Genomic DNA, 14052 nt, shown 5'->3' with positions numbered 1-14052 from the left:
CCGGTTTCTACGCTCGAGGCCGCCATGGCCTCACGCCTGGACGGCGATGCCGTGGCGTAACGCGTCGAGCCTGCCCGTCGTGGCAACCCGAGCGAAGGCATGGGCACTTGGTTTCGGAGTTCTGCGCAGGTCGTGGTCGTGGTCGACCGCGATCAGTCCGAACTTGGGGCGGTATCCCTCGGCCCATTCGAAGTTGTCGAAGGCGGACCAGTGCAGGTAGCCGCGAACGTCGACTCCTTCCGATCGGGCCTGCGCGAGCGCGGCCAGATGCGTTTCGAGGTAGTCGACCCGTTCGTGATCGTCTTCGGTGGCGATGCCGTTCTCCGTGACGTACAGCGGAAGGCCGGCGGCGGCTGCACGGTGCAGTTGTTGACGCAGTCCGTCCGGATGGACCTCCCAGCCCATCTGGGTCAGTTGGGCGCCGGCCGGTGGTTCGGCGAACAGTGTTGGCACGGCGGGATCGACCCATTGCCGGCGGTAGTACTGGACGCCGAGGAAGTCTCCACGGTCGGGCCCGGTGAGCCCGTCGAGGTACAGGTCGACGATCTCGGTCCGCAGAGCGCGGCAGAACGCGACACAGCTGTCGTCGTCGCGAGCCGGCTCCAGCAGCGGCAGCTGCACGGCGAGGCCCACCCTGGACCGGGCTCCTTCATCGCGGACGGCCCGTACCGTTGCGTGGTGCGCCTCCAGGAGCACCCTGCCCACCCGTTTCCACAGGATCGGGTTGGTCATCCCCGGCGGGTGGTAGCCCTCCAGGTAGCCGTGCAGGGCGATCATCTGCGGTTCGTTGATCGTGCAGACGAAGGGCATCAGGTCGCCCAGCTCCGCGACGACCCGGTTGCAGTATCGGACGAACAGCTCGACGGCATCAGGAGCGAGCCAGCCACCGCGCGCGGCGAACCAGCGCGGCAGGGTGAAGTGGTGCAGGGTGACGAACCCGGTCAAGCCGACGCTGGCGAGCGTGGTCAGGACCCGGCGGTAGTGGGCGAGGGCGCTGCGGCTGAACTCTCCCGGTGCGGGTTCGATACGGGACCACTCCAGCGACAGGCGGTGGGCGTTGTGACCCAACGACCTCAGCAGCGCGAAGTCCTCGGCATACCGGTGCAGGTGGTCGATGCCGTCGTGGGACGACTGTCGCGCGGCGGTACCGGGCGCGTGTTCGAAGTCCCACCAGTCGTTGTTGACGTTGCCACCCTCGACCTGATGGGCAGCTGTCGCGGCGCCCCAGAGGAAGTCCGCCGGGAAATCGGACCCCGGCGGAGCCGGCGCGCTGCGACCGTCGGCGACGTCTCGGGTGCTGGTCAGGACGGCTCCTCATCGGTGCGCGGGGGACAGGCCCGGTCGCGACCCGTGGAATGAGCGGCGACCGGGCCCGTCGGATCAGTTACCCGTCCGCTGTGCCAGGAACGTGAACGAGCCGGAGGGAACGCTGTAGACGGCATAGTCTCCGTCGACACGCAGGAACATGGCCCGGTGCGGAGGCGCGGCGAGCGGCCGGCCTCCCGCCGGCACCCGCACCTCCGCGCTGGTGTTGGTGGGGACGTCGACCGTCAGCTTGAACCCACGGTCTGACGTGCTCCACTCGGACCGCGCAACGCCGTGTGGTGTCTGGTAGCTGCCCTTCACCGACGTGAGGTCCCCGACCATTTTGGGTTGGATGACAAGACGTCGGTACGCGGTCGAGTCGTCGGCCTCGCGGATGCCTGCCAGGCTTCCCTGGAACCACTCCTCGATCTGGGCGAGGATCATGTGGTTCTTGGAGTCCCCACGGTTCCACCGTTCGCCGATGGTGGTCATGCCGTTCGGATTCGCGACCGTGGGCTCCATGAAGAACCCGTAGCTCGGCTGGTCGTTCTCCTGGAGCAGGTCCCACAGGACGTCGTCCCTGCCGCCGTCCGCGAGGGCCCGGACGGTCGGTGCCATTCCGATGGTGCCGCCGCTGAAGTGCGGGCCGTCGCCGACCGGGTGGAACGCGTACACGAGCTCGACGAGCGCGTCGAGGACGGCGGGACGTTCGGTGTCCGGGACGAGCCCGGCGTCCAGGGCGAGTGCCTGCGCTGTCTGCGTGGCTCCCGTCGTCCCGGCGTTGCCGGCCGTGGTGTACCGGCGTAGCTGCTGGTTGTAGAAGTGCGCGTTGAACGCCTGCCTGATCTCGTCGGCGAGGGTCCGGTACCGGGCGGCGTCGTCGACGTGGCCGGTCAGCTGCGCCATCGTGGCCAGCCTGCTGATCATCGTGTAGTAGCCCCAGGTCCCGGTGATCCGGCCGGATGTCTGGTCGGCGGCGACCCAGTCGGCGAGGGCGGCGTCGACGATGTGCGCGTCGGCGCCGGTCCCCACTTTCTCGCGCTGGATGTAGTCGGCGAAGGCGACCATCTGGTTGTAGTACCGCGCCATGGTCGCGGTGTCGCCGTACAGCTCGTACAGCATCGACGGGACGAGAATGATGGCGTTGCCCCAGTTGATCTCGTCGCCGAAGCGTCCGCTGTAGCCCCAGTCGTAGACCGGGGTCTTCAGCGCGACGTTCCCGGCCATCGGTGTGTCAGCCAGAGACTGCCCCTCGACGAGGTGCCGCATCGTGGTCCGCAGGTAGGCGCCGAGTTCGTAGTTGCGGTGGATGGCACCCATCGGCATCGTGTAGTCGGCCGGGTACGACAGCTTCTCGCGGCCGGGGCAGTCGGTGAACACCGACATGATGTTCGCCGCGAAGGAGTACCTGGCCATCGTGTGGACGCGGTTGACGCGCGCGTTCGAGGTGGTGAAGTCGCTGGCCGACGGGGTGGCGGCCTGCAACCGGAGCCCCTTGACGAGGTCCTTCGTCGGGACGTACCCCTCGGGCAGGCCGCTGACCTGGACCCACTGCATACCGAAGTAGTTGAAGTCGGGATGCCAGGTCTCCCCGCCGCGGAGTCCGGCGGTGGTGTAGGTGTTGAACAGGTCGCGTCCGCGGCTGCCGCCGCCGCCCATGAGCGAGGCCTGGTCCACGGTGCCGTCCGCGGCCAGCGACTCGGCGGGTGACATCCGGATGGTGACGCCGCTCGGCACGGTCCCCCTGAGGCGTAGCTGGGGCCAGCCGACGATGTTCTGGCCGAAGTCGAACACCCAGGTTCCCGGTGCCGGGTTGGTCATCGAGACCGGTGTGAACGTTTCGACGACCTTCACCGGTTCGGCGGTGCGCGCGACGAGCCTGGTGGCGAGGTTCGGCGGTGGCGCGATGCCCGCGTCGATCCAGGCCATGGCGGAGCCGTCACGTCGCTTGGCGGCGGCCGTCAGGTTGGCCCCGGCCGAGTCCCAGCCCACCTGCTCGCGGCGCGCGTCGTGGTCCGCCCCGGAGTACCAGGCGTCGGTGACCAGGGCGCCGAGGGCGCTCCGCCACCTGCGGTCGGAGACGACGACGTCGGTCGAGCCGTTGGTGTAGGAGATCTCCAGCCGCGCGATCATGCGGGGGGTCACCGCGGCGCCGGCGCTCGCATCGCTGGCGGCGATGTTGTTGCCCGATCCGGTCACCGTGGCGCCCGTGCTGTGCGGCTTGGACAGGCCGGGGGTGAACGAGATCCCGGTTCCGTCCGCGCCGGCGGTGCCGATCGCCGTGATCGTGCGGGATTCGAGGCTGTCGCCACCGTTGCCGGTGTCGATGTTGATGGTGCCACCGACGTGGTAGTTGGCGACGCTGTCCAGCTTCACCACAGTGGCATCGGGTGCGGCATCGGCGGCCACTGTGCCGTTGCCTTTGAGCTGGCTCTGCCACCACGAGTACGGCGCCGTCCGGCCGACGGCGGGGTTGGTGACGCTCCGCCGTACGTAGGCGGGGCCGTTCCCGAGCCGAACGCCGAGCGTGTTGGCTCCGGTGCGCAGGTCGCCGCTGACATCGTACGTGCGGTACTCGCTGGAGAGCTGGTAGTTGGAGTTACCGGGTGCCAGAACCTCGTCGCTGAGGGGCCGGCCGTTGAGGGACGGCAGGTGCAGCCCGACGCCGGAGAGGTAGAGGCGGGCGCTGGCCACGCGCTTGTTGCGCTCGATGTCGAACTGGCGAGCGAAGATCGGCATCGGCTGGGATTCGGTGCGGCCGGGGTACTCGATCCACCGGGCCGATCCCCAGTCGCTCTGCTGGAGCAGGCCCATCTCCCACGTGGACGGCTCGCTCCAGTCCGATGGCTTCCGGTCGGCGTCCCAGACGCGGACCTGCCAGAAGATCCTCTCGCGTGAGCTGAGGGTGCGACCGGCGTACCGGATGCCGGACTGGCGTTCGGAGTGCACCCTGCCGGAGTCCCAGGTCAGCCTGCCGCCCGTGAGGTTCCGCGCGCTCGTCGCGGTGCGGATCTGGTAGGCGGTCTGCCTGTCGCCCGGACACGCCAGTTGTGCGCCGGGTCGGCGGCACGGATGGGCGGCGGCCCGCTTCGTTTCGGTGATCCGCCAGCCCAGCGACGGGTTGGCGTCGTCGATGCCGAGCGGTTCGTCGTGTCGGTCGTTCACCCGAAGGTCGACGACGCTGACGGCGGCCGCCTGGCCGCTGGCGACGGACGACGTGGCGTTGAGCGTCTGCGATGCGACGAGTGTGGCCGCCACTCCCATCACCACGAGCAGACGTGCCCTTCTCCTGGTTCTCTGCACGGGTCACTCCCTTCCGGGCCGGCGTCAGTGAGCCGGCGGATCCTTGGCCTGGTTCGACGTAGGTGCGGTGACGGGGTCAGCCGCCGGTCTTGTAGTCGGCGTCCATCGCCGCGAGCACCTTGTCCGGGGTGGACTGCCCGCTGAATACCTCCTGGAGGCCGCTGAGCATGGTCTGCTGCACCTTGGCGTTCGGCCAGAGCTGATCCATGAACGGCACGGTCCGGTCGTCGTTGATGAACGTCGACAGCTCGGTCAACGACGGGTCGACGGCGTAGCCGGTGTCGGCGAGGGACGGCAGGCCGCCCTGCTTCTTGACGTAGAGGTTCATGCCCTCGGGGGACATCACGAAGGTGACGAACTTCAGTGCCAGTTCCTTGTTCTTGGCCTTGGCGTTGATCCCGTACCCGGCACCAGCCGCGGCGGGCATCAGGGCCGTGGCTGGCTCATCGGTGGCCGGTAGCGCCTTCAGCGTGAACGTGCCGTTCGGGTTCTTCCCCTTGAGCAGGGCGATGACCCAGTTGCCCTGCACGATGCCGAGCGTCTTCCCGGTGGCGGCGAGCTCCTGACTGGCCTCGTAGCTGGTTCCGAGCGGGTTCTTCTGGAAGCATCCGGTCTGGTGCATTTCCAGGTACTTGGCCAGGGCCGTCTTCCACGGTGAGCCGGCGAAGGTCGCCTGGCCGGCCTGCATCTTCGTGTCGAAGGCCGGGTCCTTCGTGTAGACGGTCGATGCCACCAGCCCGTACAGCACCAGTTGGGTCACCCAGTTGTCCTGGATACCCAGTGCGAAGGCCGGTGTTCCCTTGGCCGCGGCGGCCCGGCAGAATGCCAGCAGGTCGGTCCATGTGCCCGGTGGCGTCAGTCCCGCCTTGTCCATGGCCTGCTGGTTGTAGACGGCACCGATCCCGTTGAGCCCGAAGATCGCGTTGTAGGTCTTCCCCTCGTACTGGGCGACGCTCTTGACGGCGTCGGGCAGCTTGGCGGCCCACGGCTGGTCGGACAGATCGAGCAGGTAACCCGGCTTTGCCAGCACGTAGGTGGCTCCGGGGTTGCCGTTGCCCGGCCAGACGGACATCACGTCGGGTGCGGTGCCGGACGCGAGTTGGGTCCGGATCTGCTGCTGGTACTGGTCGGCGCCGCTGGTGGTGAAGTTGACCTTGACGCCTGGGTTGGCTGCTTCGAACGCCTTGATGACGTCCTCCACGGAGCCCTGGTCGACGGAGGCGAGGGTGAGGGTGGTGGAGCTGGATTCGGCGTTGGTGCCCCCGCTGCAAGCGGCCAGCACAGCGAGGGCTGTCATCGAAGCCAGCAGGGCCGGCAGTCTGCGCGTGTTCATGATGTCTCCCGCTAGGACGGTGCGGTGGTCATGACCGATCGGTGGGCTCAGCACCGGGTGCGAGGGCGCTGACGGTGTAGCGGCCAGACGCCAGCCGCAGGGTCGCCCCGGCGGTTGACGGCTGGACCCCGAGTACTCCCGGCCGGCCCGCGGCAGGCGCGTCGCTCTCGCGCACGCTGCCCGGGTCGGGTGTGGGGACCTCCAGTACGGCGGTGCTGCCGGGCGGCACCGTGACGGTCACGGTGATCCGGCCGTCGGTGCGGGACCAGCCGCAGGCCACCAGTCCCCGAGCGGTCTCCTGCTCAGCCTTGGCCCAGGTGAGCCGACCACCCGGCAGCGGCCGTAGCAGCAGCTCGCGGTAGGCCACCGACGTGGGCGTCTGGTCGATGCCGGCGACTCGGCCGAACAGCCAGTCGCCGACGCTGCCGAGGCTGTAGTGGTTGAACGAGTTCATCGCCGCGGACTGGAAACCGCAGTGGTCGGTCCAGCCGTCCCAGCGCTCCCAGATCGTGGTGGCGCCGTGCCGGATGCTGTACCCCCAGGACGGGTACTCCTCCTGGTGCAGCAGGGCGTACGCCAGGTCGGCGCGGCCGTGGTCCGCCAGGACCGGGCAGAGCAACGCGACGCCCACGAACCCGGTCGTGAGTCGGTTGTTCCGCTTCTCGATGTCGTCAGCGAGGTGTTCGACCGCCGCCGGCACCAGGGCCTCCGGGACGAGCCCGAAGCCGAGGGCCAGCAGGTAGGCGGTCTGGGTGCCGCCGTCGACTGTGCCGTCGGCGCCGACGTACGAGTCGATGAACGCCGCTCGGATCGCGGCGTGCAGTTCCCGGTGCTCGATCGCCTCCTGGTGCCGCCCCAGCACCTCGGCGGCATCCGCCACGATCTGAGCACTACGCGCGAAGTACGCGGTGGACAACACGTCGCGGGGGGTGGTGGCGTCGACCTGCAGCCAGTCGCCGTACGAGTTGCCGGTACGGTGCCGCCACCGCAGGTCGGGATTGTGTCGCCGTATGTACCGGACCCAGGCGACCATGGCGTCGAACGAACGCCGTAGCACCTCACGATCGCCGTACGTGCGCCACAGGTGCCAGGGGACGATCACCCCGGCGTCGCCCCAGGCCGGCGCCGCCGGGCGGTGCATCGTCATGACCGGGGCGACATCCCGGAAGGCGCCCTCGGCGTCCTGCCCGTCCACCACGTCGCGCATCCAACGGGCGAAGAACGCCGCGACGTCCGCGTTGCGGCTCGCGGTCGGTGCGAAGATCTGGGCGTCGGCCAACCAGCCGAGGCGCTCGTCCCGCTGCGGGCAGTCGGTGGGTACCGCGACGAAGTTGCCCCGCTGTCCCCATCTGATGTTGGACTGCAGCTGGTTCACCATGGGGTCCGAACACTCGAAATGCCCGGTAAAGGGTGTGTCGCTGTGCACCACCCGGGCCACCACGTCGGCGGGGGCCAACTCGCCGGGGTGGTTGTCGACCTCCAGGTACCGGAACCCGTGGAGGGTGAACTGCGGCTCGAAGACCTCGATGTCGTCGCCACCCGTGATGTAGCTGTCAGTGGCCTGGGCACGACGCAGGTTGTCCACGTACAGCTCGCCGTGGGCGAGGGTCTCGGCGTGCCGCAGCACGATCCGCCACCCCGACGCGGCCCCGCGCACGGTCAGTCGCACCCGGCCGACGAGATTCTGGCCGAAGTCGACGAGGAAGCGGCCGGGTGCCCGCTGGTGCACGGCCACCGCGGGTAGGTCGCGGGTGACCCGGACCGGGTGGTCGGGTTCGGCGACGATCGGTCCCGGCTCGATGTCGAGGACCGCTACCGGCTGGAAGCCGTCATCGGACGGACTGGGCGAGTCCCAGCCGGGAACACGCTGGCGGGCGTCGACGTGTTGCCCCATCAGCAGGTCGGCGGTCCGGATCGCGCCGGGCCGTTCGGCCCAGCTCGAGTCGGTGGCGACCACCTGCCGGGAGCCGTCGGTGAAGTCGACCACGAGCTGGGCGAGCAGCGCCGGGCAGTCGCCGTAGTGCTGCGCCGCGCGGCGGGCGTCGAACCCGACGTGCCCGCACCACCAGCCGTCGGCGACGACGGCACCGAGCATGTTGCCGCCCTCGCGTACCAGCTCGGTGACGTCGTAGGTCTGGTACTGGAGCCGGCGGTGGTATTCCGTCCAACCCGGTGCCAGCTCGGCGTCGCCCACTCGCGAGCCGTTGAGTCGGAGCTCGTAGACGCCGCGCGCGGTGGCGTACAGCCGGGCCCGCCTCGGGCGACGCCGCACCTCGAACGGTCGGCGGAGGTACAGCGGCGGCGGCTGGAGCTCGCTCGCCGAGCCAGCGTCGTGGTCCTGCGGCGGGTCCACGTACGGAAGGCCGAGCGGGTCGCGCCCCACCCACACCGCGCTCCAGTCGTCACTGTGCAGAAGACCCGTCTCGAACCAGGTTTGCGCCGGCGCGCCCGCCGCGCCCGTCTCGTCCCAGACCTCGACGCGCCAGTGGTAGCACGTGGCCGAACGCAGGGTCGGGCCGTCCCAGGGCACGAGCAGCGTGTCGTCGGACTCCCGTCGGCCACTGTCCCACAGCAGGCGACCGGGATCATCGAGGTCCGCGGGTCGTTCGGCGGCGGTGATCCGGTACGCGCTCTGCGCGGCCCCGCGCCGCTCGCTGGCCAGTTTCCACGACAGCCGGGGGCACGACTCCCCCAGTCCGAGTGGCTCAGGGCGTTGCTCGGTCTGCAGCCCGTAGGGCCGCAGCAGCGAACGATCCGAGGCGTGTGTCATCCCTTGAGCCCTCCGGCGAAGCCGTTGATGATGCTGCGCTGCAGCGCGAAGTACACGGCCAGGATCGGCACGACGCTGATCACCAGCGCGGCGAAGATGAGGTTCCAGTCAGCGGCGTACTGGCCGACGAAGCCGGCTATGGCGACGGGCATGGTCTGCTGGGTACTGCCGCTCAGGTACAGCAACGGAGTGAAGAAGTCGTTCCACACGGACACGGCGTTGAGCACCAGAGCGGTCACCGTCACCGGCTTGAGCATCGGGAACACGACGTACCGGAACGTCTCCAGGGGCGAACAACCGTCGATGAAGGCGGCGTCCTCGAACTCACGCGGCAGGGCTCGCAGGAAGCCGACGTAGAGGAACGTCGTGAACGGGACCTGAAGGCCCGAGTAGAACAGGACCAGCGCCCACGGCGTACCGAGCAGGCCGAGATCACGCATCGTCTGGTACAGCGGCAACGCGGCGAGCTGGAAGGGCAGCATCAGACCCAGCATGATCAGCAGGAACACCCCGCGTGACCACCGTGCGGTGGCCCGCGCCAGGGGGTACGCGGCCAGGGACGAGACGGCCAGCACGATGACGACGCTCACCGCGGTCACGAGCACGCTGTTGATCAGCGCACCGCCGAGGCCGCCCTGCTGCCACGCCTGCGTGAAGTTGTCCAGCGTCGGCGAGGTGGTCGGGCGAATCGGCGAGGAGGTGTCCGACGGTGCCCGTAAGGCGAGGTTCACCAGGACGTACACCGGAAAGCCGACCAGGACGGCGGCGGCGATCATCGGCAGTTCCACCATGAGGGTGCGCCAGCGGTAGCGGTTCACGAGGCGGCCCTCTCATTGCGGGACAGCACGAGGTACTGCCCGGTCGAGACAACCGCCACAATGATCGTGAGCACGACCGCGAGCGCGATGCTGTATCCGAACTCCCCCAGGGTGAAGGCGTCCTTGTAGATCAGCGTCGACAGCGTGTCGGTGGCGTGTCCCGGCCCGCCGCCGGTCAACGCGTACACCTGGTCGAAGAGCTTGATCCCGCCGATGATCGACAACATCAGGTTGATGGTGATCGCGGGAGCGAGCAGCGGCCGGGTGACCGACCAGAAGCGTCGCACCGGGCCGGCGCCGTCCATGTCCGCTGCCTCGTTGATCTCCTTCGGTACGGACTGCAGTCCGGCCAGGAAGATGACCATGGAATAGCCGGCGAACTGCCACACGATGACGGCCACGATGGACCAGAGGGCCAGCTGGGGGTCGCCCAGCCAGTCCTGCCGCCAGGAGTCCAGCCCGACCAGGCGCAGGAGACTGTTGACCGCGCCGTCCGGGCCGAGCAGGTTGCGCCAGAGGTACGCGGTCACGATCGGGGTGATCACCGCCGGGGCGAACAGGAGCACCCGCAGCACGTGCCGTGACTTGATCATGGTGTTGACCCCGAGCGCCAACAGCAGCCCGATCCCGTTCTGGATGATCGTGATCGACACGGCGATCAGCAGGGTGTGCCAGAGCGCCTGCGTGGCATCGGGGTCACGGGTCATGTCGGCGAAGTTGCCCAGGCCGATGAAGGAGATGTTCGGGTCGAGGCCGTCCCAGTCGGTGAAGGCGTAGTACAGGCCGCGGACGCTCGGCACCAGGACGATGAAGGCGAAGAGCACGATCGCCGGCAGCGTGAACCACCAGGGCGGCGTCATCCGGGCACGTCCAGGGCGGACAGTGGTCAGATCGGGAGACTGACGGGGAGGGGCAATGGGTGGTGGCTCGGCTGCTCTCGTCACTGGCAAGGTCGCTCCCTGAAACGTTTCAATTCGCCGCCGAGGTCGGCCCTCTGCGGTCCGCCCAACCCGCCCCTGCGGCCCGGAGTGCTCCGGAGTCGCACCTGCACGCCGAACGACGGACCAGCGATCAGCGTGGGTAACGTTGCCCAAATGTTTCGCCCGACCCTAGGAGTTGACCCGATCGACGTCAATAGGTGACAACGCCTCGCCCGGGACACAGGTGTCCGCAGAGCCGTCGCGCACCTCTACCACGCCCGGGTATTCGCTCCTTTGCGACCACCACCAGGCGGTGGCGCCGAAGGCGAAGAACCCACCTAAACTCGTGGGGAACGTTCCCCACTTGCGGAGGCAACATGAGGCCGCGGTCCGCGCCGCCCCGACGAGTCACCATCGTTGACGTCGCGCAGCACGCCGAGGTGTCGACGACAGCCGTGTCCAAGGTGCTGCGCAACGCGTACGGGACCAGCCCAGCGATGCGGGCGAAGGTGCGCAAGGCGGTCGCCGAACTCGGCTACCGGCCGTCCGCCGCAGCCCGGGGTATGCGCGGCCAGACGTACACCATCGGCGTGATGCTGCCCGACATCCGCAATCCGTTCTTCGCCGAGATCCTCGACGGGGTCACCGAGTGGCTGTCCGATACGGAGTACCAGATCCTGCTCGGCCCCGGCTGCAACGGCGAGGCGGCGGAAGCCCGGGTCACCGAGACGATGATCGACCACAGCATGGACGGCGTCATACTGATCGCCCCCGTCTCGTCGAGGTCACGCCTCCAGCATGTCGCCAGCACCGTGCCGACGGTGGTCGTCGGCCGGCACTCCCACTCCACCACGTACGACTCGGTGGCGGACGACGACATCGCGGGCGCCGCACTCGTCGTCGATCACCTCGCCGACCTCGGACACCGCCGGATCGCCCACATCGAACACCTCGAAACCGACCCTGCCCGCATCGCGGAGATGCCCAACGCGATACGCGCGGAGGGCTACCGCCAGGCCATGCGGGCCCACGGGCTGGCAGACGACATCGACATCGTCTCCACCACCTACACCCAACAGGGTGGATACCTCGGCGCACAGCAGCTGCTCGCCCGACCCCGTCGACCCACGGCCATCTTCGCCGGCGCGGACATCGTCGCCATGGGCGTGCTCGAGGCGATCGCCCAAGCAGGGCTCACCGTCCCCGACGACATTTCCGTCGCGGGATACGACAACACCACGTTCGCCAACTTCGAACCGATCTCGCTCACGAGCGTCGACCAAGCGGGCCGTGAGATCGGACGCAGTGCCGCCCGGCTCCTGCTGGAGCGAATCGCCGAGCTGGACAAGCCGGCCGCCCACATCCGGCTCTCGCCCACGCTCGTAACCCGCCGCAGCACGGCAGCCCCGCCCAGGTGACCCCGGCCCGGGATCCGAGCGGACCGCCGGACGTCAGACCCGCAGCGCCGCCCCGAGCTCGCCGACCGCCCGCGCCGCGTACCGCTGCATCCCCGGACCGAAGGTGATGCGGGTGGCGCCCAGCCGTCCCAGCTCGGCCACCGACTCCTTGTCCGGCTCGGCAGCCATGTTGATCGGGCCCTCGATGCCCTCCCGCAGCAGCGGCAGCACCTCGGGCGGCGCCAGGAGCGGGTACACACAGTCGGCACCGGCGGCCACGTACAGCCGGGCGCGGGCCACCGCGTCGGCCGGATCACCGGTCCCCACGAGGAAGGTGTCGACGCGCGCGTTGATGAAGAGCGCGTCACCGGCCTCCGCGCGCACCTCGGCCAGCCAGTCCGCGTGCCGCTGAGGGTCCTTGAGCGTGGCGTGATCCGTGGAGTCCTCCAGATTGCAGCCGACGGCGCCGGTTTCCAGGAGCCGCCCGACCAGCTCACGGGGGGCGAGGCCGTAACCGCCCTCGATGTCGGCGGACACCGGCACGGAAACAGCCCGGACGATCCTCGCCACCGCTGCGAACATCTCGTCGGGCGGGGTGGAGCCGTCCTCGTAGCCGAGCGAAGCGGCGATCCCGGCGCTCGGTGTGGCGAGCGCCGGGAAACCGGCGTCGGCGAGTGCCCGGGCGCTGGCCGCGTCCCACGGCCCCGGCAGGACGAGCGGGTCGCCGCTGGCACGGCCGTGGTGCAGGGCGCGGAAGGTGGAGGCGGTCATCTTTACATCTCCCAAGGGTTGCGGAGGGATCATGGTACGGGCGCGGGTCCGCGGCCCGGCCGGTCGGCGCGTTGCCGGGAAGGCCCAAGGCAACTGCGCGAGGGACCAGACCATCCGCCCGTTTGGCCGTCCGAGTATGTCCCGTTTTGTAGGTTCAGAGGTGACAGGAACCCTGCCAGGTTGCCAGCGCCTCCGCTCCCGGTCGGGCGTCCCCTAGGAGGCAGCCGCCGTGACGTCGAGTCCGCTACCCCGGATTCTTCGCCGACGCGGCGAGCCCGAGTTTCCGACGTTCCTGGAACTCTTCTTCGACCTGGTCTACATCTTCATGTTCTCCCGGCTCTCCGCGGGGCTGGTGCACGACCTGAGCGTTCGGAACGCGGCGCAGACCGCGGTCCTGCTGCTCGCCGCGTGGTGGGTCTGGGTGTTGACCGCATGGCTCACCGACCTGTTCAACCCGCGGTTGCCGCTGATCCAGGCCACCGTTCTCGTGGTCATGTTCGGCACCCTGTTGATGGCCATCGCGATCCCGAGGGCATTCGGCGCACACGGGTGGATCTTCGTCGCGGCGTACTTCGCCATCCACCTGGTCCGGGACTCGGTTCTCATCCCTGGCACCCGCGTGAACCGGCCGATCCAGGCGAGGAGCATCCGCGTCTTCTTCTGGTTCGGCGTCACCGTCGGGCCGTGGGTGGCCGGGGCCGTCGTGGACGGTACGGCCCGGCTGGTGCTCTGGTCCATCGCGGTGGCGGTCGACCTCGGGTCGGCCCGGATCGGTTGGCCGACGCCGAAACTCGGTCGGACCGAACTCGCCAGCCAGATCTTCACCGGTGCCCACCTGTCCGAGCGGCACCGGCAGATCTTCATCATCTCCCTCGGCGAGTTGATCCTGACCGTCGGTATGGGATTGGCCGCCAGCGACTTCGAGGTCGGCCGGGTCGCGGCGTGCGCGGTCGGGTTCGCCAACGCGCTGCTGCTGTTCCAGATGTACTTCCACCGGATCCGACAGCTCCTGGCGCCCCCCGCCGTCTCGACCGTGGAGCGGGTCCGCTCCGGCACCGCCACCTCGTACACCCACCTGGTCATGGTGGCGGGGGTGGTGGTCATCTCGGCCACCGACATGCTCGTCATCGACCGTCCATTCGGGGAGACGCCACAGGTCTGGATCGTCGCCGTCCTGGGTGGGCCCGCCCTGTTCCTGCTCGGTGGCAGCCTGTTCGACTTCGTGGTCACCGGTCGGATCCTCTGGCCGCGGGTGCTGGGGATCGTCGTGCTGGGCGCTGTCGGACCCGCGATGCCGCTGCTGCCACCGCTCGGCGTCATGGTCGTGGCGAACCTGGTCCTGCTGCTCACGCTGATCGTCGAGACGGTGGCCCCCCGCTCGCGACTGACCAGCGCTCCGCTGCCCGCCCAGTGAGCCGAAGCACCGGTCCCGACC

Annotated in this window: 9 protein-coding genes; 2 read left to right on the top strand and 7 right to left on the bottom strand. The window is 69.1% G+C overall.

Annotated elements, in window-relative coordinates:
- Positions 1 to 30: 30 nt before the first annotated feature.
- The 6 genes from GA0070607_RS24815 to GA0070607_RS24790 all read right to left on the bottom strand — a co-directional run bounded on the left by GA0070607_RS24815 (position 31) and on the right by GA0070607_RS24790 (position 10389).
- Complete coding sequence (locus GA0070607_RS24815; protein WP_089020325.1) at positions 31 to 1305, bottom strand: glycoside hydrolase family 1 protein; 1275 nt, start codon at positions 1303 to 1305, stop codon at positions 31 to 33.
- Positions 1306 to 1380: 75 nt separating this feature from the next.
- A complete protein-coding gene (locus tag GA0070607_RS24810; protein ID WP_231930303.1) occupies positions 1381 to 4608 on the bottom strand; it encodes an alpha-L-rhamnosidase in 3228 nt (1075 codons plus the stop codon).
- Between the two features lie 76 nt (positions 4609 to 4684).
- The gene (locus GA0070607_RS24805; RefSeq protein WP_089020324.1) at positions 4685 to 5941 is read right to left on the bottom strand and encodes an ABC transporter substrate-binding protein; all 1257 of its coding nucleotides are present in this window, start codon (positions 5939 to 5941) and stop codon (positions 4685 to 4687) included.
- A gap of 28 nt (positions 5942 to 5969) precedes the next feature.
- Positions 5970 to 8711 carry an alpha-L-rhamnosidase gene (locus GA0070607_RS24800; RefSeq protein ID WP_089020323.1) on the bottom strand — a complete coding sequence of 914 codons (2742 nt, stop codon included), beginning with the start codon at positions 8709 to 8711 and terminating at the stop codon, positions 5970 to 5972.
- Positions 8708 to 9529 (bottom strand): carbohydrate ABC transporter permease, encoded by an 822-nt coding sequence (locus GA0070607_RS24795; RefSeq protein WP_089020322.1) that lies wholly within the window; start codon positions 9527 to 9529, stop codon positions 8708 to 8710. The genes GA0070607_RS24800 and GA0070607_RS24795 overlap by 4 nt, the downstream gene beginning before the upstream one ends.
- Complete coding sequence (locus GA0070607_RS24790) at positions 9526 to 10389, bottom strand: carbohydrate ABC transporter permease (RefSeq protein ID WP_089020321.1); 864 nt, start codon at positions 10387 to 10389, stop codon at positions 9526 to 9528. Before GA0070607_RS24790 ends, GA0070607_RS24795 begins: the two co-directional genes overlap by 4 nt.
- 437 nt (positions 10390 to 10826) lie before the next feature.
- Between GA0070607_RS24790 and GA0070607_RS24785 the strand changes: the two genes are divergently transcribed.
- A complete protein-coding gene (locus tag GA0070607_RS24785; RefSeq protein ID WP_089020320.1) occupies positions 10827 to 11867 on the top strand; it encodes a LacI family DNA-binding transcriptional regulator in 1041 nt (346 codons plus the stop codon).
- Between the two features lie 33 nt (positions 11868 to 11900).
- On the opposite strand, the gene GA0070607_RS24780 is transcribed toward GA0070607_RS24785, so the two are convergent.
- Positions 11901 to 12617, bottom strand: coding sequence for an isocitrate lyase/PEP mutase family protein (locus tag GA0070607_RS24780; RefSeq protein ID WP_089020319.1), 717 nt, complete (start codon positions 12615 to 12617; stop codon positions 11901 to 11903).
- Positions 12618 to 12846: 229 nt separating this feature from the next.
- Between GA0070607_RS24780 and GA0070607_RS24775 the strand changes: the two genes are divergently transcribed.
- Positions 12847 to 14031, top strand: coding sequence for a low temperature requirement protein A (locus tag GA0070607_RS24775; protein WP_089020318.1), 1185 nt, complete (start codon positions 12847 to 12849; stop codon positions 14029 to 14031).
- Positions 14032 to 14052 lie beyond the last annotated feature (21 nt).

Source organism: Micromonospora coriariae, assembly GCF_900091455.1.
Taxonomy (GTDB): Bacteria; Actinomycetota; Actinomycetes; order Mycobacteriales; family Micromonosporaceae; genus Micromonospora; species Micromonospora coriariae.
The sequence above is the reverse complement of the archived record's forward strand: the minus strand, read 5'-3'. Positions and strand labels throughout refer to the sequence as shown.

Coding starts and splice junctions, on each gene's coding strand:
- GA0070607_RS24800 (WP_089020323.1), bottom strand. CDS start 8,711: ATGACACACGCCTCGGATCGTTCGCTGCTGCGGCCCTACGGGCTGCAG.
- GA0070607_RS24790 (WP_089020321.1), bottom strand. CDS start 10,389: ATGACGCCGCCCTGGTGGTTCACGCTGCCGGCGATCGTGCTCTTCGCC.
- GA0070607_RS24780 (WP_089020319.1), bottom strand. CDS start 12,617: ATGACCGCCTCCACCTTCCGCGCCCTGCACCACGGCCGTGCCAGCGGC.
- GA0070607_RS24805 (WP_089020324.1), bottom strand. CDS start 5,941: ATGAACACGCGCAGACTGCCGGCCCTGCTGGCTTCGATGACAGCCCTC.
- GA0070607_RS24785 (WP_089020320.1), top strand. CDS start 10,827: ATGAGGCCGCGGTCCGCGCCGCCCCGACGAGTCACCATCGTTGACGTC.